The organism is Winogradskyella bathintestinalis (assembly GCF_030407435.1).
Taxonomy (GTDB): Bacteria; Bacteroidota; Bacteroidia; order Flavobacteriales; family Flavobacteriaceae; genus Winogradskyella; species Winogradskyella bathintestinalis.
On record NZ_JASDDK010000001.1, the window covers coordinates 696,639 to 721,524 of the forward strand.

At 33.8% G+C, this 24,886-nt stretch carries 22 protein-coding genes; 8 read left to right on the top strand and 14 right to left on the bottom strand.

The window, feature by feature from the left end; translation table 11 throughout:
* Positions 1 to 24: 24 nt before the first annotated feature.
* From QMA06_RS02835 to QMA06_RS02855, 5 genes are all read right to left on the bottom strand, one after another.
* Entirely contained in the window at positions 25 to 576 is a 552-nt protein-coding gene (locus tag QMA06_RS02835; protein ID WP_290205337.1) for an RNA polymerase sigma factor, read from the bottom strand.
* A 55-nt stretch (positions 577 to 631) separates the two neighbouring features.
* A complete protein-coding gene (locus tag QMA06_RS02840; RefSeq protein WP_290205338.1) occupies positions 632 to 1,045 on the bottom strand; it encodes a hypothetical protein in 414 nt (137 codons plus the stop codon).
* Positions 1,046 to 1,299: 254 nt separating this feature from the next.
* Positions 1,300 to 2,304: a recombinase RecA gene (recA, locus tag QMA06_RS02845; protein ID WP_290205339.1), complete on the bottom strand. Its 1,005-nt coding sequence runs from the start codon at positions 2,302 to 2,304 to the stop codon at positions 1,300 to 1,302.
* Between the two features lie 209 nt (positions 2,305 to 2,513).
* Positions 2,514 to 3,818: a hypothetical protein gene (locus QMA06_RS02850; protein ID WP_290205340.1), complete on the bottom strand. Its 1,305-nt coding sequence runs from the start codon at positions 3,816 to 3,818 to the stop codon at positions 2,514 to 2,516.
* Between the two features lie 21 nt (positions 3,819 to 3,839).
* On the bottom strand, positions 3,840 to 6,248 hold the full coding sequence (locus tag QMA06_RS02855; RefSeq protein WP_290205341.1) for a TonB-dependent receptor: 2,409 nt from the start codon (positions 6,246 to 6,248) through the stop codon (positions 3,840 to 3,842).
* A 627-nt stretch (positions 6,249 to 6,875) separates the two neighbouring features.
* Here QMA06_RS02855 and trhO point away from each other — a divergent pair.
* Entirely contained in the window at positions 6,876 to 7,946 is a 1,071-nt protein-coding gene (trhO, locus tag QMA06_RS02860; RefSeq protein WP_290205342.1) for an oxygen-dependent tRNA uridine(34) hydroxylase TrhO, read from the top strand.
* Positions 7,947 to 8,040: 94 nt separating this feature from the next.
* Here the strand turns inward: trhO and QMA06_RS02865 are convergent, their stop codons facing one another.
* Positions 8,041 to 9,459, bottom strand: a complete 1,419-nt coding sequence (locus tag QMA06_RS02865) for a peptidoglycan DD-metalloendopeptidase family protein (protein ID WP_290205343.1) — start codon at positions 9,457 to 9,459, stop codon at positions 8,041 to 8,043.
* Positions 9,460 to 9,666: 207 nt separating this feature from the next.
* Here QMA06_RS02865 and QMA06_RS02870 point away from each other — a divergent pair, with 207 nt between their 5' ends.
* The 6 genes from QMA06_RS02870 to QMA06_RS02895 all read left to right on the top strand — a co-directional run bounded on the left by QMA06_RS02870 (position 9,667) and on the right by QMA06_RS02895 (position 15,707).
* The gene (locus QMA06_RS02870) at positions 9,667 to 10,908 is read left to right on the top strand and encodes a PSP1 domain-containing protein (protein ID WP_290205344.1); all 1,242 of its coding nucleotides are present in this window, start codon (positions 9,667 to 9,669) and stop codon (positions 10,906 to 10,908) included.
* Positions 10,886 to 11,395: a gliding motility lipoprotein GldH gene (locus QMA06_RS02875; protein WP_290205345.1), complete on the top strand. Its 510-nt coding sequence runs from the start codon at positions 10,886 to 10,888 to the stop codon at positions 11,393 to 11,395. Before QMA06_RS02870 ends, QMA06_RS02875 begins: the two co-directional genes overlap by 23 nt.
* A 5-nt stretch (positions 11,396 to 11,400) precedes the next feature.
* A complete protein-coding gene (locus tag QMA06_RS02880; RefSeq protein WP_290205346.1) occupies positions 11,401 to 13,755 on the top strand; it encodes a penicillin-binding protein 1A in 2,355 nt (784 codons plus the stop codon).
* A 90-nt stretch (positions 13,756 to 13,845) separates the two neighbouring features.
* Positions 13,846 to 14,550, top strand: a complete 705-nt coding sequence (locus QMA06_RS02885; RefSeq protein ID WP_290205347.1) for a CoA transferase subunit A — start codon at positions 13,846 to 13,848, stop codon at positions 14,548 to 14,550.
* A gap of 138 nt (positions 14,551 to 14,688) precedes the next feature.
* Positions 14,689 to 15,342 carry a CoA transferase subunit B gene (locus QMA06_RS02890; protein WP_290205348.1) on the top strand — a complete coding sequence of 218 codons (654 nt, stop codon included), beginning with the start codon at positions 14,689 to 14,691 and terminating at the stop codon, positions 15,340 to 15,342.
* A gap of 239 nt (positions 15,343 to 15,581) precedes the next feature.
* Positions 15,582 to 15,707 (top strand): hypothetical protein, encoded by a 126-nt coding sequence (locus tag QMA06_RS02895; RefSeq protein ID WP_290205349.1) that lies wholly within the window; start codon positions 15,582 to 15,584, stop codon positions 15,705 to 15,707.
* Here QMA06_RS02895 and QMA06_RS02900 read toward each other — a convergent pair.
* From QMA06_RS02900 to QMA06_RS02930, 7 genes are all read right to left on the bottom strand, one after another.
* Positions 15,702 to 17,387, bottom strand: coding sequence for an ABC transporter ATP-binding protein (locus QMA06_RS02900; RefSeq protein WP_290205350.1), 1,686 nt, complete (start codon positions 17,385 to 17,387; stop codon positions 15,702 to 15,704). The genes QMA06_RS02895 and QMA06_RS02900 overlap by 6 nt on opposite strands.
* A 26-nt stretch (positions 17,388 to 17,413) precedes the next feature.
* Positions 17,414 to 18,127, bottom strand: a complete 714-nt coding sequence (locus QMA06_RS02905; RefSeq protein ID WP_290205351.1) for a 3'-5' exonuclease — start codon at positions 18,125 to 18,127, stop codon at positions 17,414 to 17,416.
* Positions 18,128 to 18,145: 18 nt separating this feature from the next.
* Entirely contained in the window at positions 18,146 to 19,288 is a 1,143-nt protein-coding gene (locus QMA06_RS02910) for a serine hydrolase domain-containing protein (protein ID WP_290205352.1), read from the bottom strand.
* 23 nt (positions 19,289 to 19,311) lie between these two features.
* Positions 19,312 to 19,785, bottom strand: a complete 474-nt coding sequence (locus QMA06_RS02915) for a methylated-DNA--[protein]-cysteine S-methyltransferase (protein WP_290205353.1) — start codon at positions 19,783 to 19,785, stop codon at positions 19,312 to 19,314.
* A gap of 2 nt (positions 19,786 to 19,787) precedes the next feature.
* On the bottom strand, positions 19,788 to 20,915 hold the full coding sequence (locus QMA06_RS02920; protein ID WP_290205354.1) for a CNNM domain-containing protein: 1,128 nt from the start codon (positions 20,913 to 20,915) through the stop codon (positions 19,788 to 19,790).
* A gap of 158 nt (positions 20,916 to 21,073) precedes the next feature.
* Positions 21,074 to 21,580: a PRC-barrel domain-containing protein gene (locus tag QMA06_RS02925; RefSeq protein WP_290205355.1), complete on the bottom strand. Its 507-nt coding sequence runs from the start codon at positions 21,578 to 21,580 to the stop codon at positions 21,074 to 21,076.
* A gap of 3 nt (positions 21,581 to 21,583) precedes the next feature.
* Complete coding sequence (locus tag QMA06_RS02930) at positions 21,584 to 22,231, bottom strand: hypothetical protein (protein ID WP_290205356.1); 648 nt, start codon at positions 22,229 to 22,231, stop codon at positions 21,584 to 21,586.
* Positions 22,232 to 22,697: 466 nt separating this feature from the next.
* On the opposite strand from QMA06_RS02930, the gene QMA06_RS02935 reads away from it, so the two are divergent.
* Positions 22,698 to 23,735 carry a sensor histidine kinase gene (locus QMA06_RS02935; protein WP_290205357.1) on the top strand — a complete coding sequence of 346 codons (1,038 nt, stop codon included), beginning with the start codon at positions 22,698 to 22,700 and terminating at the stop codon, positions 23,733 to 23,735.
* 62 nt (positions 23,736 to 23,797) lie between these two features.
* Here the strand turns inward: QMA06_RS02935 and hemB are convergent, their stop codons facing one another.
* Complete coding sequence (gene hemB / locus QMA06_RS02940) at positions 23,798 to 24,787, bottom strand: porphobilinogen synthase (protein ID WP_290205358.1); 990 nt, start codon at positions 24,785 to 24,787, stop codon at positions 23,798 to 23,800.
* Between the last annotated feature and the right edge of the window lie 99 nt (positions 24,788 to 24,886).

The window sequence follows — 24,886 nt, forward strand, 5'->3', positions numbered from 1 at the left end:
TATTATGGTCTGTTTCTCTGCAGACTATTTTTTTAATCGCTGCGAATTGACAGTGGCATTGTAGGATTCAATTTTTTCTTTTAAAATCATCCTTGCGCGTGCTAAATTAGATTTTGATGTCCCAATGGAAATCTGTACTAATTCACTAATCTCAACATGAGAATACCCGTCTAGCACATATAAATTGAATATCAATCGATACCGGTCTGGTAAGTCTTGTATAATTTTTAGTAGATATTCAATACTAACATCATTATCATTAATTTCTACAGAGACTTCTTCAATATCACTTTCATTAACGATAGCATAAACTCCAACATCTTCTCTGTAGCGCTGTAACGCGGTGTTTATTGCAATTCGTTTTAACCAACCTTCAAAAGATCCTTTATAATTATACTGTTCTATTTTGCTAAAAATAGTTATAAAAGCATCGTGCAGATTATCTTCGGCTTCGGCATAGTTTTTTGAATACTTAAGACAAAGCGAAAATAATTTACTTGCATATAGCTTGTATAATTGGCTTTGTGCTTGCGCATCATTATTAATACATTTTTTAATGAGCTTCTCTAAACTCACATGAATTTTGGAATTAATTAATATTTAGTTTCGCTACGTTTTCAAATTGGGTTTTTTAATCTAAAACAGGAACTTCTACCACCAGATATTGTTCTTCTCCTTCTTCATCATATCCTTGAAAAAATTTAAATACATACGTTTCTGTTCCGGTTACGATAAAATTTAAACTTACTGTAACTGACTCTGGGCTTTCTTCACAAGAAGCATCTTGATAAACCGAGTTAATAACGGCTATCGTACGTTCATTTTCATGTATGTCGTAAAAAAAATTATAAAACCGATGACAGGCAGTAGGTCTGTTGTATGTGATTAGAATTTCGTAAGTTTCATTAAATGCAAACTGTTCTGGGAGTTCTACACTTTCAATCGGCAGTGTTTCTGTACTAATATAAGTAGAATCACCATCATCAACACTACACGAGGTCAGTATTGTTAAAAATAAAATGGTTAAAAGGGCATATTTTTTCATAATATAAATAATCAATTTCAATATATAGATGTAGCAAACTCAAAAGGGTTGCGTCTATTACCAAATAAATTTTAATATGTCGTCATAAAAAAATCAGTTATTGTATTTTAGGAACGCCATTTTTATTTTTATACAATGTATAATATAGAAGAAATTCTGTAAAGCAAAATTTAACCAAAAAAAAATCCTGTAAAAAACAGGATTTTTTTTAATGATCACATCTTTTAAGATGTAAAAAAGTAACTAAAGCACTCTTATTGAGAATCGTTAATAAAAGCTCTCACTTTTTCTTCTAATTCATCCATTAAATCAGGATTATCTTTAATAAGCATTTTTACCGCATCACGCCCTTGACCAAGTTTAGTGTCTCCATAGCTAAACCAAGAACCACTCTTTTTAACTATTTCTTGTTCTACAGCTAAATCTAAAACTTCTCCTACTTTAGAAATACCTGCACCATACATAATATCAAATTCCGCTAATCTAAATGGAGGAGCGACTTTATTTTTAACCACTTTAACTCGGGTTTTATTACCCATAACGTTACTGTTGCTATCTTTTATTTGTGTAGAACGTCTAATATCTAAACGTACAGAAGCATAGAATTTTAAGGCGTTACCACCAGTTGTAGTTTCAGGGTTACCAAACATTACACCAATCTTTTCACGTAATTGGTTAATGAAAATTACCGTACAATTTGTTTTACTAATTGAAGCTGTTAATTTTCTAAGGGCTTGCGACATTAAACGGGCATGTAAGCCCATTTTAGAATCTCCCATTTCACCCTCAATCTCACTTTTTGGCGTTAAGGCAGCAACAGAATCGACCACTACAATATCAATAGCACCAGATCGAATTAAATTATCTGCGATTTCTAAAGCTTGTTCTCCGTTATCTGGTTGAGAAATAATTAAGTTGTCAATATCAACGTTTAATTTTTCAGCATAAAAACGGTCAAAAGCATGCTCTGCATCAATAAATGCCGCAATACCACCTGCCTTTTGAGCTTCTGCAATAGCATGAAGTGTTAAGGTTGTTTTACCAGATGATTCTGGTCCGTAAATTTCAATAACACGTCCTCTTGGGTAACCGCCAACACCTAATGCAATATCTAATCCTAATGAACCAGAAGGTATAGCATCTACATCAACTACAGCCTGGTCGCTCATTTTCATTACTGTTCCTTTTCCATAAGCCTTATCTAACTTGTCTAAAGTTAGTTTTAAAGCTTTTAACTTTGCGTCTTTTTCACTACTCATATGTTCTGTTTTCTTAGAATTCCTTATAAATTATAATTCAAAAATACCACTTATTTTACTTAATAACATTTCTCGTTTCAAATTACTACAAATGCTAGTCATTTTTTTAAGTTTTAGAAACCGCTTCATGTTCTTTTAGAATTTATGATTATAAAAAAGCCAGAACAATTACATGTTCTGGCTTCATATATTAAATCAATTAATTCGTTTTAGAAAAGTCCAATGTAAGAAGCATCGGTAGTTCCTGTTTCTAATACAGCACCTGTTGTAAAACCATCTGCACTTGTAGAACTAGGATCAAAAATGTAAACGTTACCAACACCTCCTAAAGATGCTAAAGCCATATATAATTTGCCATCGATGACACTTGCCCATTGGTACTGACGTAACCATAAATCTAATGGAATATTCATTTTAATAGCTGTTTTGTTATACACATCAACTCGAACAATATCCCAATTAGAGCTTGCATTGTCTCCTAAATCTGTGTTTAAAACAGGTACGTAACCAATACCATTACCAACATAAAACCACCCCGTATTTGCTTCTGCATTATGACCTAAAAGTGATTTTATATCAAATTTACCGTAAGCTGTATCATAAGCTCCATTACTTATTTTCATAATAGAAGCATCTCCAGCAGTTACAAGTTGGTAAGTGTCACCATTTTCATCTTTATGTGCAACAGGTGTTCTATACCCATTGGTAGAGCCTTGTGCTAATGTAGACATTATCGTTGTTTCGTTTTCTAAAGACGGATAATCTACAACTAAGGTTTCAATATTATCGTAAACCATTGTGCCTCTTTCGCCTGTTAACGCATCAAAAAATCGTTTGGCTACACCATAATATAGTTTTCCGTTGGTAATTACAGGAGCATCAATCCTAAAGGTATGAATACCTTCTGTAGATTCATCTTCACTATAAGGAAATTCAAACGATGTGTTTTCTAAAACTGTCATTGTATTGAGATCTACACGTGCAAGTGTAACTGTCGCATTAGTTTTTACGTAAGGTGACGTTTCATCTGTAGGATCTTCGTAGATGTTTTCTGTGGTTACGTTGTGTAACATCGCGTAGTTGTCATCAATTTTTGTCCAACGTGGATATGCTGTTCCCATAACCGCTTGAATGTCGGTTGTTAAAAGTAGGTTATAGTTTTGTCCGTTGATATAGTCATATTTTGCGATATCACCTCCACCATAATTTAGGTTATATACTGTTTCTCCATCATTAGAAGTGTATAATCTTGCAGTTCGTGTTGATGGAATTTCTTGCCCAAAACCATTAAACGAAAATGTTTTATTAGGATCGTTTAATTCTTCTACAGTTACACCTTGTGTGTAGGTTTCCGATTCTCCAGTTGGACTAGAACCAATGACTAAGTGGTATGGTCTGTAAGCAGAATCTGTAGAGCCTGAAGATGGAGTGTCATCGTCACTACATGAAAACGAGGTTAACGTTAAAGCCGATATACAGGCGATACTTAAAATAGATTTGATATTGAAATTCATAATTTTTAAATTAAAGTTGTTTTATAAAATTGTAAATGAAAGTTTTCCGTAAAACCCTCTTCCTGGTTTTTGAAGCGCGTAATTATCGAATATTTGATTGTTTAATATGTTTTTAACATCGAAACTTAAAGTGACTTTGTTTTTAGGAAAGGTGTAAGCAAAACCAGCATCCAAAGATACTTGTGTCGGTATTACCGTTTTTCCGGAACCACCAAGAACACTACTACCTCTAAAAAATTCATGTACATATAGTAAATTCGTATAGGTAGATACCATGGATCCTTTTTGTATAAGATTCGGTGTTTTAAATTTTAAATTATAATTCATTGTAAAGTATGGTGTATTGGCCAGCCTTTCATAACTTGGTGTTATTGGATTGCCATCTACATCATACGTGACATTGTAGTCTCTTGCATTGAAAAACGAAGTATTTCCACTAAAAAATAGCTTTTCGTTATAATTATAGTTTAATGTAAAATCAAAACCTTCTGTATAAATTTTACCGACATTAGAGTTTTCAAAAAACTCTTCATTACTTCCCGTAGGAAACTGCATAATTAAATCTTCAGTATCTCTAATAAATATATTAGAGGTGACTCCAAACGTGTGTTTTTTGAATTTTATATTATCGTAGGTAAAACCTAGATTATAATTATTACTATGTTCTGGTTTCAGATTTATTGAAGCATTCACATTGGCGGCAACATTTCCAAATACCTCATTGGCTTCAGGTAGGCGAATAGCTTTTTCAGCAGAACCAAATACGGTGAATTTTGGTGAGAATGTATATGAAATGGCTCCACCGTAACCAAAGTCGTTAGAGTTAATGTTATTTTCTTCTATGATTATAGTGGAACTTGATGTGTTAGAACTTCGTGTGCGTAATTTAGAAGTTCTATCCATATAGTAAGATTTCCCAAAAACAGAAGTTCTTAATTTCTCGTCGAAGGCTTTGTTTTCGAAGGAAAGCGTCAAAATAGATTTCAAATATTCACGCGTTTCCTTTAGTGCATTTTCAACTGCAGGCAGCATGGGGTCATCAGAATCTCGAGTGAAGGTGTTTAGTAAATGATTTAATTGAATAACATTGTTATCATTGATGTTGTAGGCTACATTAGTACGTGCGTTAATCGTTTCATCAATATCTTTCTGAAGTGTTGGATCGCCAGCTTCGGCACCGGTTGCCCAAACATCAGGGTCATTGTAATAACTTGTTGGGTAACCCAACCAGCTGTATTGCGTAGCAATGGTGTCTATTGTTTTTCGATTGAGTCGAGAATATGAGGCGAAAGCACTCACATCTAAATTTTTGACAAGCCCTTTTTTTGCATAGTCTAAACTATACATGTTGGTGTTTTGTTCGGTGAATCGATTACCGTAAACAATTTCCATGGTAGCACCAGTTTGAATTTGTTGATCCATGTTAGACAATAAAACACCAGCCAAAAATTTATCGGCCCAACCTACATTAGTGTATCCAAATTCAGCCTTTCCACCTTGTGACCTATAACGATCATGAAAACGTTTGGCTCGTATATAGACATCTGGAGTTCCAGCAGAAAGTGCCACTGCGACTTGGTCTCCCCAAACTTCATAATCGTTATCTGCATAGTTTACAAACGCAGAACCTCTAGCTGTGAATCCGTTTTTGTTATTTCGGTAACCACCATTAACATCAGCTCTGTAGGTTCCAAAAGATCCAGCAGAAATAGAGGCTTTTAGTTCATTTTTAGTAATGCCATTTAATACAATGTTGATAGCTCCACCCATGGCATCGTCAGACAAATGTGGAGGAACAACACCTTTATAAACTTCAATTCGTTTAATTAACGACGGAGGAATACTGTTTAAAGAAAAGGAAGGACCAAAATTCCGAATAGGAACACCATCAATAAAAATCTTGACTGAATTGCCAGTCATGCCATTTAAATTGTAATGCGCATGAGACCCTAAACCACCCGATTGACGTACTCTAACACCCGCAGACTGATCTAATAATTCATTTACTTGAATGGATTGTATGGCAATCTCTTTGGTTTCTATAACATTTACAGCAAAACCTTTTTCTTCAATTTTTTGCTGTACGGTTTTAGATTTTACAAAAACTTCATCTAAGGCTGCAACTTCTAAAGTAACATTGACCTCCTTATTTTTTGAATCTAATTTTACGTCAACTGTTTTCGGTTGCTCATTTAAAGAGTAAAATGCAATCGTATAGTTTCCGTATGGGATGTCTTTAAAAGTAAAAGACCCATTAATATTAGAGTTTGTTTCTTGTTTTATGTTGTTGCCGTTTAGAATAATAAATGTAGAAACTGCAGGTTCGTTAGAATCATATTTAACCTTTCCGTAAAAATTTCCATTCTGACTAAAAGCCGAAAAACTACATAAGAGTAATAAAAAAGCAGAAAATACCTTGAATTGTAACACCTAAAATTTTTTGACAAAAATATCTCTATTTTTATTCATTCCAAATAAAAATAATGAATTTTGGGTAATTTATTTTTTAATGTCTGATTAGAAGTTGCTTGAGTGAAAGATGGGTTATTTTATAACATGATAAATAAATAACATCGAATTTTATGTCATTTAATGTTCAAAGAAGTATCGATTTTATAATTAATAAATAGATTTGGTGTGAGGTTTAAAATGCTTGTATTATGATATTTATAATGTTGATAAGGTATTGATTGATGTGTGAGTTTATAATAAATTGTTTTTTTTACTTTTATGACGCAACCCTTTTACACTTTTTACATCTAATAAATGAAAAAGGAAATAATTGCTATGAGTACTGATAGAAAAATGGGCTTAGGTTTAACAAATTAATGCTCACTTTCAAAAAAGTATTAGTAACATTAGGTGTTTCAATTGCCGTTCTTTATCCCTCTGCAATTGTGAAACCGATGAAGATTAACTTTTTAGTTTAAGTTGGTAAGTTGATCTAAAAGCACTTTGATATATCAAAGTGCTTTTTTTATGCTCAATTTTAAAGCGGTTTCAGTAAAAACAATACCTTTGCAACTTATAATTCTTTAACCTTAAAATTAGTATAGCATGCAACTGTACAACAACTTAAGTGCTAAAGAAAGAGCAGAACTTATTGAGCAAGCGGGAAAAGAACGCTTAACCATCTCTTTCTACAAGTACGCTAAAATTAACAATACCGAAATCTTTAGAAATCATCTATTTCTTGCTTGGGACCAGTTAGAGGTTCTGGGAAGAATCTATGTGGCAAACGAAGGTATTAATGCTCAATTATCTGTACCTGCAGAAAATTTCGAGCCATTCAAAAAACATTTAGATACCATTTCATTTTTAGAAAATGTAAGATTGAATATTGCTGTTGAGCACGATAATTTTGCCTTTTTAAAATTGAAAGTTAAAGTACGTAACAAAATTGTTGCAGACGGCTTAAATGATGCGTCCTTCGATGTTACTGATAAAGGAGTTCACGTTAATGCTGAAAAATTCAACGAACTCATTGAAGATCCAAACACGGTTTTGGTAGATATGCGAAACCATTACGAAAGTGAAATAGGTCATTTTAAAAATGCCGTAACCCCAGATGTGGATACCTTTAGAGAATCTTTAGATTTAATTGAAGAAGATTTAAGAGAACACAAAGAAGATAAGAAACTGGTGATGTATTGTACTGGTGGAATACGTTGCGAAAAAGCAAGTGCCTATTACAAACATAAAGGGTTTAAAAATGTATTTCAGCTAGAAGGTGGTATAATCAATTATGTGCGTCAAATTGAATCTGAAGGCTTGGAAAATAAGTTCTTAGGTAAAAACTTTGTATTTGATCAACGACGTTCCGAGCGTATTTCTGATGATGTTATTGCGCAGTGTCACCAATGTGGTAACCCTGCTGATTTACACACCAATTGCGCTAACGAAGCCTGTCATTTATTATTTATCCAGTGCGGTTCTTGTAAAGAAAAAATGGAAAATTGTTGCTCTACAAATTGTCAAGATATTATTAAATTATCTTATGAAGAGCAAAAGGCCCTGAGAAAAGGACAAGGAAATAGTAATGATATTTTCAAAAAAGGACGCGCAGATCATTTGCCTTTTAAAAAGGACTTAAGAAATATTTTTGAAACGATGAACACTTCAGAATAATACATTAATACTTTTGGTCATTCGATGGCAGTCTTGAAACTATAACATTGATTATAGTTGCTTCAAGACTGCACTCGGACTGACGCATGTAGACCTATTTCTTAAGTAATTTAATCATTTTTCTGTAGTTATAATCTCCTTCAAGTATGGCAAAATAGAGGCCATTAGAAAGTTGAGGCAGATCTAATGCTTTAATTCCGTTATCAGATTTTTCGTTAATCATCAATACTTTTTCACCAAGTATATCTACGATACTCACTTTATTTATTTTGGTTGTAGAGTTTATGTTTACAATAGTGCTAAATGGGTTTGGATATATTGATGTTTCGGTAGACTTAATTTTATCAACACTTAAGGTATTAGTTACATTAAATGTATGTGTAACGGTTTCTCCACCAAAAGTTGCACGCCATTTCCATTCGCCAACCATATCAAAATAGCCATTATAAGGACCAAATAAATAATACCAAGTGTATGCTGTAGTAGTTGCTGTTGCACTAAACTCATCAAATAATGAGGTGTTATCTGGTCTAAGAATTTCGAAATTTATAATGTCTCCCAAAGTTTGATCTCTTACAAAAACCGTAAAATAGATGTCATCATCAGTATTAAAATCATTTCTTAAATTTGGTGTTTCACTTGTTGGGCAAGGAGGGAAAACATCTGGTGCGGCACTATGCGTTAAAACAGCATTAATTCCAGCACTATTATAGGGTCTTTGAGTCATCCACCAGGACTCTGAAACTGTAGAATTAGAAGTCCCAAAGTAAGGGTCAATTATTTCCGTAAATGTTTCATCCGTTAAAACTTCAAAATGTAAATGTGGACCAGTGGATATGCCCGAACTACCAACAATGCCTAAATATTCGCCTGCAACTACCATGTCTCCAACGTTTTTTGTAGTCGTAGATCCATTTTTTATATGTCCATAGGCAGCGACACTTCCATCATTATGTTGTATAACGATTAAATTCCAAGGTGTAGTTGTGTTGAAATCACAACTACGATCAAATGCGCCATCATCATTTATAATAATTTGTCCAGGAGCTGCAGCGATTATTTCCACTCCATCGTTGTCCATCATTTGCCATCCAAAAGGCCATGTTGCAATATCAGTACCTTCATGATTATATCCAGCATTTGTATCATAAGTTCTCGCGCCACCCGTATAATCGGTTAGCTGGTTCGGAAATTCAGTGTTATGATCCACATAAGCCGTTATTGTATAAATTTCGTTGAAAGTTATATTATTAGCTTTTTGTACGGGCCAGATGAAAAAAGGATGATTTCCTCCACGTTGATGTGAAAATGACAATCTATTTTCTCGACGTAATTTTGCAATACTAGTTTGAACATCATTAATCATTTTATTGCGTTGTTCAGGAGTTACGCATGGTCTGTTTTCAGAGTTAAAAATAACTTCTCCGCCACCGTCTGGTGTCCTCGTGCTTTGTGCTGTGCTAAAACTTAAAAAGAATAGAAAAAAAACACAAGTTGTAATTTTAGAATTCATAATATTATAATGTATTGGTTCATAATATTATCGAAACAATATAAAAATGTGAGCATTAAATTTTTTACTTCGATTAAAATCGTTGCTTTAGCAATAACAAATTAGACTTTAGATAACTCAATAAATAATCTTATCTTTACTCATTATTTATTTACGAATCCTGTATCTAGAACTCATTAGTTTTTAGATTTAATATATACAATTTTTATGGCTTGCAACAGTTGCACAACTGGTAAAGACGGCCAACCAAAAGGATGCAAAAACAACGGAACTTGTGGTACAGATAGCTGCAATAAATTAACTGTTTTTGATTGGTTAGCCAACATGTCGCTTCCAAACGGACAAGACCCATTTATTGGTGTTGAAGTACGTTTTAAAAACGGCAGAAAACACTATTATAAAAACACAGAAAATCTTACATTAAGCATTGGTGATATTGTGGCTACACAAGCAAAGTCTGGTCACGATATAGGCATGGTTACACTTACAGGCGAACTTGTAAAAGTGCAAATGAAGCGTAAAAAAGTAAAACTTACTGACACAGAAAATGTTTTAAAAATATACAGAAAAGCTTCGCAAAAAGATATTGACATTTGGTCTGCTTCTAGAGATAGAGAAGAACCTATGAAAGTTAAAGCCCGTCAGTTTGCCATCAATCTAAATCTGAAAATGAAAATTTCGGATATCGAATTTCAAGGAGATGGCAGTAAAGCAACCTTTTATTACACTGCTGAAGAACGTGTTGATTTTAGAGAATTAATTAAGGTTTTTGCTCGTGAGTTTAGAACGCGAATAGAAATGAAACAAGTCGGTTTTAGACAAGAAGCGGCGAGACTTGGAGGTATAGGCTCTTGTGGTAGAGAGTTATGTTGTTCTACTTGGTTAACCGATTTTAGATCGGTAAGTACTTCTGCAGCACGCTATCAGCAATTATCGCTAAATCCATTAAAATTGGCTGGTCAATGCGGAAAATTAAAATGTTGCTTAAATTATGAGCTAGATGCCTATTTAGATGCATTAAAAGCTTTTCCAAAAAACGACATAAAACTATACACTCAAAAAGGAACAGCAGTTTGCCAAAAAACCGATATTTTTAAAGGATTAATATGGTATGCTTATGAGGGAGAGTGGATGAATTGGCATGTCATTACTACAGATCAGGCCAATGAAATTATAGAGAAAAATAAGAAAAAAGAAAAAGTGGCAAGCCTTGAGGAATATGCCGCTGAGCATATAGAGGATACTAAAACAGAATTTGAGAACGTTGTAGGTCAAGACAGTTTAACGCGTTTCGATAGTCCAAAATCGAATAAGAAACGTAAAAACAATAAGAACAAGAGAAGTAATAAAAACCGAAACAGCAATAACAATACTAAAAATAAATCTCAAAATCGAAACCGTAATCAAAAACCAAAATCCAAATCCAATGCAAATACTAAAAAAGACTAGTCGGTTATTTTTAGTTGTAATCGGTTGTTTTTTATTGTCAAGTTGCGACTCGGATGCTGTGTTTGATGAGTATACTTCAGTTCCTAATCAATGGAATAAAGATTCTATTGCTAGTTTTAATTTTAAAGCACCAGACACTACAAAAAAATATAACTTATACGTTAACTTAAGAAATACAAATGCCTATAAATTCAGCAACTTATTTCTTATTGTAGAATTGAATTACCCCAACGGAAAAGCAGTAAAAGATACCTTAGAATATAAAATGGCAGCACCAAATGGAGAGTTGTTGGGTAGTGGTTTTTCAGATCTAAAAGAAAATAAATTGTGGTTTAGAGGTTATAAAGAACCTTTTAAATTTAACGAAGAAGGGGATTACACGGTAAATATTCAACACGCCATGCGAAACAATGGTGATGTTGATGGTGTTAAAAATCTAGAAGGTATAACAGATATTGGTTTTAGAGTAGAACAGGCTCAAAAGTAGTAATTATGGCAAAAAAGAAAACAACGAAATCTAAGACGGAAACTTTAGATTTTTCAAAATACGTACGTTGGTTTTGGATGGTATTTTTAGCTGGCATTTTAGCCGTAGTAATGTTATTTCTATTCGCTTCTTGGGGCTTTTTAGGTGAAATGCCCGATCATACCAAATTAGAGAATCCAGAAACAAATTTAGCTACTGAAATTATCTCTTCAGATAATAAAACACTAGGTAAATTTTATTTTAATGATAATAGAACACCTGTAGGGTTTGAAGATTTACCTCAAAATATCGTAGATGCGCTAATAGCTACTGAAGATATTAGATATTATGACCATTCGGGTATAGATGCTAGGGGAACACTAAGAGCGTTTTCTAAATTCGGAAGTGGCGGCGGTGCGAGTACAATTTCGCAACAATTGGCAAAACAATTGTTTACAAAACAAGTTTCTTCAAACAAAATAGAAAGGTTGTTTCAAAAATTTAGAGAATGGATTATAGCGATCCGCTTGGAGCGTCAATATACCAAGGAAGAAATTATTGCCCAATATTTTAATATTTACGATTTTGGAAATAATGGTGATGGCATCCGATCTGCTTCAAGAATATATTTTAATAAAGAACCCAAAGATTTAAATTTGAAAGAATCTGCTATGTTAGTCGGTATGTTCAAAAATTCATCATTGTACAATCCTATACCTTCAAAGAATCCTGTTGGGGTAAAAAACCGAAGAAATGTAGTATTGGCTCAAATGAAGAAGTATGAGTATATTTCTGAAGAGATTAAAGATTCACTTCAAAAAACAGAACTCGATTTAGACTTTACACCAGAAAACCATCGTGAAGGTATTGCCACTTACTTTAGAGAATATTTGAGAGGCTTTATGAAAGAATGGGCAAAAGAAGAAACTAACAGAAAGCCAGATGGGAGTAAATACGATTTATATACAGATGGTCTTAAAATTTATACCACTATAGATTCTCGTATGCAGCAATATGCTGAGGATGCCATTGCTCAACATATGCCAAGATTGCAAGCTGAGTTTGATATTCAAAACACTCCAGAAAGAAACAAAACCACCCCATTTTTAGAACTCAGCCAAGCTGAGGTTAAGAAATTATTGAATGATGGTATGAAACGTGGTGAACGTTGGAGAATACTAAAGGCTCAAGGAAAATCAGACAAAGAAATTAGAGCTTCATTTGATAAACCTACGGAAATGACTGTTTTTAAATGGAAAGATGGTAAAGCAAGTGAGGTGGACACTGTTATGAAGCCTATAGATTCCATGCGATATTACAAGTCGTTTTTACGTCCTGGTATGATGTCTATGGATCCGTTAACGGGACATGTAAAGGCATGGGTCGGCGGAATGAATTATAAACACTTCCAATACGATATGGTAAAGCAAGGCACACGGCAAGTCGGTTCTACATTTAAGCCATTTGTTTATGCCACAGCCATTGACCAATTACAGTTTTCCCCTTGCGATTCATTTCCGAGAACGCCTATTACCATTGAGGCAAATAAATTTGGAAACCCAGAAGCTTGGACCACTAAAAATTCTGATGGTAATTATTCAGGAAAACAAACATTAAAGGATGCGTTGGCAAGTTCAACCAATACGGTAACTGCACGTTTAATTAATGAAATCGGTCCACAACCTGTGGTAGAAATGGCAAAAAAATTGGGAGTTACTGCAGATATTTTGCCTGTACCGGCAATTGCGTTAGGTACTGCTGATATTAGTGTATATGAGATGGTCGCGGCGTATTCTACTTTCGCAAATAAGGGAGTTTATAATAAACCTGTAATGGTAACCCGTATTGAAGATAAGAACGGAACAGTATTATACCAGTTTGCACCAGAGAGTAAAGATGTATTGAGTGAAGAGGTGGCTTACGTTACCGTAAATTTAATGGAAGGTGTAACCCAAGCCGGATCAGGTAGAAGACTTAGACATAAAGGTGTTGATAAATACAACCATGTATATAGAGAAATCATGACGGGTTACCCGTATGAATTAAAAAATCCAATTGCAGGAAAAACTGGAACAACTCAGAATCAAAGTGATGGTTGGTTTATGGGAATGGTTCCTAACTTGGTTACTGGCGTTTGGGTTGGTGCCGAAGATAGAGCCGTTCATTTTAAGTCTATTACCTACGGTCAAGGTGCTTCCATGGCCTTACCAATATGGGGATTATATATGAAAGCTTGTTATGAAGATGAAACCCTAGAAGTTTCTGATGGTCAGTTTGAAAAACCATCTGATCTAAAGATTGATATTAATTGCGAAGCTAGAGATGAAGGAGATCTTGGTAGTGACGAAGATCCTGAAGATTCCATGGATTTCGATTTCTAATTTCTTTAATATCTACATCTTATTTTATGACTTAATATTCTAAGTTTAAGACTAAGTTTCGTATTTTTCAACAGCAAAATTTTTCTATATATGATTAATAAGAAAGTGAAGAATATTAAAGAAGCATTGAAAGGTGCATCTGATAATATGACTTTTATGTTTGGCGGTTTTGGGCTATCTGGAATTCCAGAAAATGCTATAGCCGAACTCGTGAAACTTAATTTAAAAGAATTGACCTGTATTTCTAATAATGCTGGAGTCGATGATTTTGGCTTAGGTCTATTGCTACATCAAAAACAGATAAAAAAGATGATATCGTCTTATGTTGGTGAAAACGATGAGTTTGAACGCCAAATGCTGTCTGGTGAATTGGATGTTGAATTAATTCCTCAAGGAACATTAGCAGAGCGTTGTAGAGCGGCACAAGCTGGATTTCCAGCCATATTTACTCCTGCAGGTTACGGAACTGAAGTTGCAGAGGGTAAAGAAGTACGCGAATTCGATGGAAAAATGTATGTCTTAGAACACGCTTTTAAGGCCGACTTTGCTTTTATTAAAGCTTGGAAAGGTGATGCTGCCGGAAACTTAATTTTTAAAGGTACAGCTCGGAATTTTAATCCTAATATGTGTGGTGCAGCAAAAGTAACTGTTGTTGAGGTTGAGGAGTTAGTGCCAGTAGGTGAATTAGATCCTAACCAAATTCATATTCCTGGAATTTTTGTGCAACGTATTTTTCAAGGCGAGACCTATGAAAAGAGAATTGAACAACGAACAGTGAGGCAAAAGAATTCTTAATTTTAATAATGTACTCTAGTAGTTATAAGTTAAGCGCCTAAGGTTTACCAACTCAGACAGAAAATAAAACTTTATAACTACCATTCAACTCACACTTTTATAACAGTATAGGCACTTAAAACTTTTAATTCAAAAAAAATGTTAGATAAAAACGGAATAGCAAAGCGCATCGCAAAGGAAGTAAGAGACGGTTACTATGTTAATTTAGGCATAGGTATACCCACTTTAGTAGCTAATTTTGTTAGAGATGATATTGAAGTCGAATTTCAAAGTGAAAATGGAGTTTTAGGAATGGGGCCTTTTCCTTTCGAAGGAGATGAAGATGCCGATATTATTAATGCAGGGAAACAGACGATAACGACATTGCCAGGGGCATCATTTTTTGATTCATCAACGAGTTTCGGAATGATCAGAGGACAACATGTAGATTTAACCATATTAGGAGCAATGGAAGTTTCGGAAAATGGGGATATAGCCAATTGGAAAATTCCCGGGAAAATGGTCAAAGGTATGGGGGGAGCTATGGATTTAGTAGCAAGTGCAGAAAATATTATAGTGGCTATGATGCATACGAATAGAGCTGGTGAATCTAAGTTGTTAAAAAAGTGCTCTTTACCATTAACTGGAGTGGCTTGTGTAAAGAAAATAGTAACAAACTTGGCAGTTTTAGAGGTAACACCAAATGGATTTAAGCTTTTAGAACGGGCACCTGGAGTTTCAGTGGAAGACATTAAAAATGCCACGGAGGGCGATCTTTTTGTCGATGGTGAAATTCCTGAAATGAATGTATAAATAGAGCATTAAATAAATATGAACCGCAATAAATTAGCGGTTTTTTTGTGCGTAAATTCTTTGTAAAATGTTTTAAATGTTAAAAAATAATGTATTTCATCGATTTATAGTGTATTTAGACTGATATATTGAAATTAAGTTTGATATTAGCAGTCCCCAATAATTAAAACTGAAATTAACCTGATTTAGCATAAACCTAAATTAACCTTTTTGCCCTAAATCTACCTAATTGACCGCTTATGAAATCTAAATCTACTTTACCAGAACCTACTTCTAATGAAGATCACGGAATTTCAGTTTTAGAAAATACTTTTGAGTTAGTCTCGAATGTTTTTAAATTAGCAAAAAAAGTATTCATGCTATAAACCTTTCGGAATAGCATGAATTAACTTTTTTGTATAAGCTTGTTTTGGCGATGCATAAATTATATCGGCATCACCAATTTCTTCAATTTTTCCTTTATTCATTACTAATAATTGATCTGCCATATATTTTACAACCGCTAAATCGTGTGAAATAAAGATATAGGTAAAGCCAAATTGCTCCTTTAAATTGTTTAATAGATTTAAAACCTGGGCTTGAACGGAGATATCTAATGCCGAAACTGATTCATCGCACACAATAAGTTGTGGCTCTAAAGCTATAGTTCTAGCAATGCCCACTCGTTGACGTTGCCCACCAGAAAATTCATGCGGATAACGATCAAAAGCAGACGCATCCAAACCAACTTTTTCTAAAATAGCAATTACTTTTTCTTTTCTTTCGTTATTTGAAGATCCTATGCCGTGGACTTTCATAGGTTCTAATATGGCATTCCCAATTGTTAAACGTGGATTTAAAGAGGCGAACGGATCTTGAAATATAATCTGGATATCTTTTCGTAACGATCGCATTTCGGCCGTATTTAATTTAGAGATGTCTATTCCTTTGTATAAAATACGTCCTGATGTGGCTTTATCTAATAGTAAAATAGCATTACCTAGAGTCGACTTTCCGCAGCCAGATTCTCCGACCAAACCTAAGGTTTCCCCAGGAAACACCTTAAAGCTTACACCATCTACCGCATTAAATGCGACATCTTTAGAAAGCCAGCCTGTTTTTGACAGGTACGTTTTTTCCAAATCAATGACTTCTAATAACGGGTTTTGAGCATACAGATCTTTATGATTTTTAGCTCTGTCAGCATCAGAAATAATAGCTTTACTCACATTATCAGACATAAAATCTGAAATTGTTGGTAATTGTTCTAATCTAAATTCAGTTGAAGGTCTAGCGGCAATAAGTGCTTTGGTGTAATTATGATGAGGTGTATTAAATATTGTAGCGGTTGTGCCTTGCTCCACAATTTCACCTTGATACATTACCAAAACCCGATCGGCTAACTCTGAAACCAAAGACAAATCATGTGAAATGAATAATACGCTCATTTTAGTTGTGCTCTGAATCGTTTTTAGAAGTTCTAAAATCTCTTTTTGCACGGTAACGTCTAATGCCGTCGTAGGCTCGTCTGCAATCAATAATTTTGGCTTACAAGCGATAGCCATGGCAATCATTACCCGTTGTTTTTGACCTCCTGAAATTTCATGTGGATAGGCTTTAAAAATTCGGTCGGGATGAGGTAATTTTACTTTTTCAAAAAGATGGATAACTTCCGATTTTATTTCTGCAGCAGTAAGTTTGAAATGTTGTTTCAATATTTCTTGTACTTGCTTACCACAACGCATTGACGGATTTAAGGAACTCATTGGCTCTTGGAAAATCATCGCAATTTCTTTTCCTCTTAAATTTTGAAATTCTTTTTCAGCCAAATTAACTAATTGTTTATTTCCGAATAGAATAGAACCAGAGGTTATTTTAGATATTTTTTTTGGTAATAATCCCATTAATGCCAAAGAGGTGATGGATTTACCAGAACCCGATTCGCCAACTACCGCTACAATTTCATTAGGTTGAATAGAGAAGGATACATTTTTTATAATGTGTTTTTCAACCTTATTCTTAAAGAATGAAATATTGATATTTTCAATGTCTATTAAATTTGCCATAAATAACGTTAGTATCTAAACTAGAATTACACATGTTTTATTTCATTGTTATGAAGTAATTCGTCACCTCGTAATCTTAGGAAAATTTGGGCCACTGCAATGGTATCTTTTTCGCAATAGATAATAATGCGGTCTATTTCTTTTTCCTTATAATAAACATGGTAGACTTCACTACCGTCAATATCGTCTTTTGGTGAAGGAATGCCTAAAACATTCGTTAATAGTTTTAAAGAAGTATAAGATTTATAATCGCCAAACTTCCATAACTCCAAAGTATCGAGATGCGGTACTTCCCATGGTTTTTTGCCAAAGAGATTTAATTTGTATGGTAATTCTATGTTGTGGATAATCATACGTCTTGCTATATAAGGAAAGTCGAATTCCTTACCATTATGTGCACAAAGTAGATGTTTATTGGTACTAAAATGAGTAACTAATAAATTTTTAAAATCTTTTAGAATCTTAATCTCATCACCATAAAAAGAAGTTACTCTAAACGTCCTAGATTCACCTTCCATTTTAAAATACCCAACCGATATACAAACTATTTTTCCAAATTCTGCCCAAATACCAGCCCTATCATAAAACTCATCTGCCGTAAACTCTTCTTTTCTTTGGTAACGGGATTTGGCTTCCCAAAGTTCTTGTTTAGCAATATCTAAGTCAGAGAAATTTTCTGTTTCAGGGACGGTTTCGATATCTAGGAATAGGATGTTTTCTAAGTTGAGTTTACTAATCATATTCAGTTTGTAGTTTTTTTATAAATTCTTCATCATCTCATAAGCCTCATCAATATAAACATAAAAATCCGAAGGGAAAGAATTAACGGTGTCAGGACTTCTGTGATGTCCTAATCTAACCACAATTAAATTATCTTCTGGTATAACGATTACGTACTGGCCTAGAATGCCGCGCATTGCAAATGTATGTTTACCATTATAGTCACTTATCCAAAAACCATAGCCGTAAGGCTGATCCGTAAATCTTGAGTGTGTCGCTTTCGCTACAAAAGAAGAGTCAAGAAGTTGCTTTCCTTTCCATTTTCCATGGTCTTTATAGAGTTTGCCAAAGCGAGCAAAATCTCGAGCATTACTAGATATGCAACAAAATGCTTTAGCCAACTTATTGTCGTCGTCATCTAATTGCCATAAAGCGTCACTTTTAGCTCCTAAAGGTTGCCAGAAACTTTCAGAAAGATAATCTGCCAATTGCTTTCCTGTAGCTTTCTGAATCACCATACCTAGCAGTTGAGTACTTCCGCTTAAATATTCAAATTCTTTTCCAGGTGTTTTTACTACATTTTGATTTAAAATAGTTTCAGCCAAATCGTCATCATAATTCGCTCTTGCTGTAATTGAGAATGGACTTGTATAAGACTCTACCCAATCTAAACCTGACGCCATTGAGGATAAATCGCCAACGGTGGTTTTGGTATTCTTAAATTTTGGAAAAAAATCACTAATTGGTTGTTCTAAACTTTTGATATATCCATCCATTATAGCCTTGCCTAATAAAGAGGAAGTTATACTTTTAGCCATAGAAAACGAATTGGTTTTGGAATCCTCATCATAATTTTCTGCGTATTGTTCATACAAAATACTATCATTTTTTATAATGAGATATGCTATGGTGCCCAATTGAGTATTTATGTCTTCTAACGGTTCTGTAGCTTTAACCGAATTGTATTTTTCGTGCAAAGGCCAAGTATCGGTTATAGATCCTTTTTTAATAGTATCATTTTCAAAATGCGGATAATCATCTATATATGCCGTGGAGTGTCCTGTAAAATACACTACTCTAATACCTTTTAAGATATAATCATAATCAAAAATATAAGCGGCAATGATTAGCAATCCGATTATGCCGATTAGCCATTTTAATAGGTTTTTTAGTAACTTCATGAGGAGGATTTAAAATATATAAATTAGAATAAAGATTGTTGTGTGTAATCACTTTCATGATTGATGAGCCATTGTTTTCTGTATAATCCGCCGGCATAACCTGTAAGGCTTCCGTCGCTACCAATTACTCTATGGCAGGGCACGATTATCCATAGTGGATTTTTGCCATTGGCACTTGCGACGGCTCTAATCGCTTTAACGTTTCCTAATTGTTTGGATAATTCTAGATATGATACGGTTTTTCCAAAAGGAATAGTTTTAAGTCGCTCCCACACTTTTTTCTGAAAACTAGTGCCTTCAGGATTAAGTTTTAAATCGAAAGAAGTACGTTCTTCTTTAAAGTATTCTTTAATTTGAGTAGTACAATCTAGCAATGCTTCTGGAATTGTATGAGATAATTCTTCTTGCGTATCTACAATTGAAACTGATATTATACCATCTTTATCGCCATTAATTTTAGCACAACCTAAAGGGGTTTCAATGATACAAGTTGGCATTTTTATTCGTTTTCTTCCGTAGTAGGTTTTTCCTCTAAAATTCCGAGTTTTTTAGCGCGTACTTCCCAGCTCTTTCTAGCCATATGTTGTAAGTCTGATACATCATCGCTTTCGTCCATAATTTCTAAACCGAGCAACGTTTCAATAACATCCTCCATAGTTACTAAACCACTTACCGAACCGTATTCATCCACAACTAATGCCATGTGGTTTCTACTTTCAACCAGTTTTGAAAATAAGGTTGGAATAGGTAAGTTACGCTCAATAACAATAATGTCTCTTATCAACTCAGAAAGCTTTTTACTCCCATTATCTAAAGCCATTTCCTTAAAAACTTCATCTTTTAAAACCAAACCTTTAATATTATCTGGACTATCAGAATAAATAGGAATTCTAGAAAAACGAAGATTCATATTTTCTTTAAAGAATAGTTCTACAGTTGTGTTTTCATCAACAGCTTCCATAACCGTTCGTGGAGTCATAATATCTTTTGCAAAAACCTCTTTAAACGTTAATAGGTTTTTAATAATGGTACTTTCGTTTTCTTCAAAAACTCCTTCTTCTTGGGCAATCTCTGCCATAGCGGCAAAACTTTCCCTGCTCAAAACACTCCCATGGCCCTTACCGCCAATTAATTTTGTAGTGAGTTGAAGCATCCAAAGGATACCGGTATATTTCAAAGGAAAAATTAAAATATTTAGTGCTTTGGAAGTAAAATTGGCTAATTTTTTCCAATAAGTAGCTCCAATAGTTTTAGGGATAATTTCTGAAGCGACCAAAATAAGAATAGTCATTATAGTGGAAACGATACCAACCATGAGATCTTCGGTGAACGCTATACCTAAAACAGTATGTTCTGTAGAGCCATAAAGTTTAACATAAGCTACTTTGGCTTGTACACCAACTAAGATTGCTCCCACAGTATGTGCAATTGTATTTAGTGTAAGAATGGCAATTAACGGACGATCTACATCCTTTTTTAATTCTTCTAAATTAGTAGCGTAGGCGTTTCCTTCTTTCTTTTTAAGATTGATAAATGTAGGAGTTATACTTAGAAGTACAGCCTCCAAAATGGAACATAGAAATGAAAAGAAGATGGATATGACAGCGTAAAAAATGAGTAAGCCCATTAATAGTTTGAAGTTTTAGAGTTACAAAGTTACAAAATGAATGTTTAAGTTCAGATTTAAAATAAAAAGTCCCAAAATCTTATGATTTTGAAACTTTTTACGTCAAGGTCAATTTATATATTAGGTTCAATTGAGAATAAAATAATTTTAAAAATCACTTACTCTACTTTGAATTCTGACCGTTCATAAAACATTTCATCTTGCGGATAAGACGCTACATCATCATTTCTATTGTACGAGTCTAAAATTAGAATTTCATAATCCCTATAAATGTCAGTCCCTTTTTTTAAGCGTTTAGTTTCTGCAAAGGTTTTATGATTTACCTCTTTAGTAAAAACTAGTTCGCTTTCTAAATTGAGATGCGCCATACCAATAGGTATAATGAGATGATTTTCACCTTTTTCATTTATAAAATCGTGAACCCCATCTTTAGCTTTTGCACTGTAAGGTTTATAATTGGCTTCAATAATAGATGAATCCACTTCAACATCTAAATATACAACACGTTCTGTGTTTTTGTTAACAATTAAGTTATCTACGGTGCCAATAACCCTTCCGTCCTTGTCTTTTACGTCCCAACCTCTAACATCTTTATCACTGTCAGCTACTTTATAGTTGGATAGCTCCTCTAAATAGTATACGCTCTTTTCGTTATTAGTACTCATAATTTATCTTTTTTTCATGTTAGTTAATAACTCTTCGGCATTAGCGAAGAAGTTTTTTACTGCGGTCTTCTGTTCTAAGGTTTTAGTATCTGGCTTAATCGCCATAATCGAATTTTGTAATTGAGACCAATCATTATCTAAATCTGGAAACTTTGCTGTTTGTATGGTTTTCAATGCATTTACTATGATTTCCCCAGAATTCCTTATTTTATCTGCATGATCTACCTTATAAGGATCTTCGGTGACAGACTCTGCATTGGTCCTTGCAGTTGAAAGATCTGCACTCACATCTACCTGTAATGAATCTGCTACAGCTTTAGTTGCAGCAATAAGCTTAGTAAGTGCACGGTTAGTATACTCATGATCAATACCCATTTTGTCGTTATTGTCTATATACGTACGATATGTTGAAACGTTTGAGTTCGCACTATCCGAAATCATAAATTCATCATCTTTAATGCTATCATTGTCTATACTGTTATCATTAACGGTATCGTCTGTAATCATTTCTACATCGTCTGGTCCATCGTCTATTTCTCCATCGTCGTCATTACCTCCCACGAACAAGAAATAGAGTAATGCCAAGATTACTATCGCTAGTAATATCCAAGGCCATATGGGTTTCTTTTTTTCAATTTTAATTTCTGCCATAATAATGTGTTTTTTTTGGTTAATTATTTCTGTGTCGTACATGATGTTTTTAAGTCTTTGAACTGTAAGTCAACCTAGTACGACAATCTTGATATTCTCCTTTAAATATACTTCGAGAATTAGAAGAAGGTTTGCTGTATTGATTTAATCATTAATTCAAAACAAGTTACATGTACAAAAATGTCCTAAGTAAATCGATTTTGAAATCATAAGTTAAGAAAGATACATTCAGTTTAATGTTACAACATAGAAGCAATTTTTTTAAAGACAGATTAACTGGTTTTCAGAAATAATAGAAAGTGTAAATTTTTGATTGTATTGAAAAAAGGTAAGTAGAATATAAATATGTGTCTATATCGTAATAATTTGGCTCCATTTCCACGAAAAGTTTCATTAAAACATATAAAATTTAATATATTAAAACCTAACAGTAATAGGTGACATAAGCTGCCTTATATTAATATTTATGAAAATATATCACTCACTTTCCAAAATACCATTTTTAAAAAAGTACTCTTACAAATTTTTATTTGTAGCCTTTTTGGGAATACATATTCCGTTGTTAGGTATATTGTTTTATACACTGTTTGCTTCAAATATCTCTACAACTAAATTAGTTGTAGCCATTTTAGGGCTAACGCTTGCAGCAACAGGATTAACACTACATATTCTAAACAAATTATTAGTGCCAATTATTAAAGGTGAAATGGCGTTAAATGCCTATGTGAAAAATAATACACTACCGACCTTACCTTTAACATATAGTGACGAGGTCGGACAAATTCTCAAAAACATTCAGCTCACTATTGAACGCTTAGATGAAATTGATAAGGAAAAACAAGATGTTACCGAATTGATTTCGCACGATTTACGGACACCAGTAATTCAATCATTAGAAATAATTAATTTTTTAAAAACGGATGGAACAGATGCGGTGGAGCGAGAAGAGTATCTTAATTTATTAAGCGATATATCGTCTAAACAACTTAAGTTTTTAGATGGTATGTTAAAAATCTTAAAAGCGAAACAAGTAGAGATTAGTTCCAATAATTTTGAGCAATTACCTGTTTTTGACATAGTAAATGAGGTGATAAATGACTATAGAAAAGAAATAACTTCTAAACAGTTAGAGGTGCGAAATAATATCCCTAAACATATTAGAATCAACGGTCATGCTCTTGGCATAAAACAGGTATTTACCAATTTATTAAGCAATGCTATTAAATTTTCTAAAACTAATGGTGAGATTGATATTACTATTAAACCAATAAGAAATAGGATGCAAATAGAGATTAGCGATAATGGTACAGGTTTTACTAGGAAAACTAAAAAAACGCTTTTTAGTAAATTTGTGCCTGGACATTTGGGTACGCACAGTGAACCAACTACAGGGCTTGGGCTTTATCTTTCAAAAAAGATTATTGAGAAACATGGAGGTACTATTGAGCCTTTCAGTAAAGGAAAAGATAAAGGTGCCAAATTTGTAATTAGTTTACCCGTATAATTATTTGAGCAATATTAGATTTTAAGATTTTGGTTTCGAAAAGATAATTATGCATTGATCAATTAGCCGATTAATTTTACGACATCTTTAGCAAAGTAGCTTGCAATGATATCTGCACCAGCACGCTTAATAGAGGTTACTTGCTCCATCATCACCGCATCATGGTCTAACCACCCTTTTTCAGCCGCAGCCTTTAACATAGCATATTCGCCTGAAACTTGGTAAACAGCAACCGGTACATTAAATGTATTTTTAATATCTCTAACAATATCTAAATAACATAAACCAGGTTTTACCATTACCATATCTGCTCCCTCGTTGATATCCATTTCGGTCTCTTTAATAGCTTCATCTCTGTTGGCAAAATCCATTTGATAGGTTTTTTTATCCTTAGGAATATCCACCAAATCTACAGGAGCAGAATCCAGAGCATCTCTAAAAGGCCCGTAAAACGCCGAAGCATATTTAGCCGAATAACTCATAATACCGGTATCAATAAAATTAGATTGGTCTAAGGCTTCGCGGATTCCAATAATTCTGCCATCCATCATATCGCTAGGTGCCACAAAATTTGCACCAGCCTCTGCATGGGATAGGCTCATTTCCGCTAAAGCTTCAACAGTGGCATCATTTATTATTTTTCCGTTTTCTACAATGCCATCATGTCCATAAGTTGAATATGGATCTAAGGCCACATCTGTCATTACTAACATTTCTGGACATACATCTTTTACGGTTTTTATAGCGCGTTGCATTAATCCATTAGTATTCCAAGCTTCCGTGCCTTTATTGTCTTTTAAATTATCGTCTACCTTAACAAAAAGCAAAACCGATTTTAGGCCTAAATTCCATAGTGTTTTTACTTCCTCTTTTAATAAATCTAAACTGAAACGATAGTAGTTTGGCATCGATGCAATCTCTTCTTTTACACCTTTACCCTCAACAATAAATAATGGTACCAAAAAATCGTTTGGTGTGATGTAAGTTTCCCTAACTAAACTTCTAATAGCTTCGTTGGTTCGTAGTCTTCTATTTCTTCTAATTGGAAACATAATAAGGATCTAAATTTAGGTTGATAAAAATTACGGTTATCAATCACAAAGTTACTCATAATTACCCGTTTTTTATCGCTAGAAAGCTGTAGACTTTTC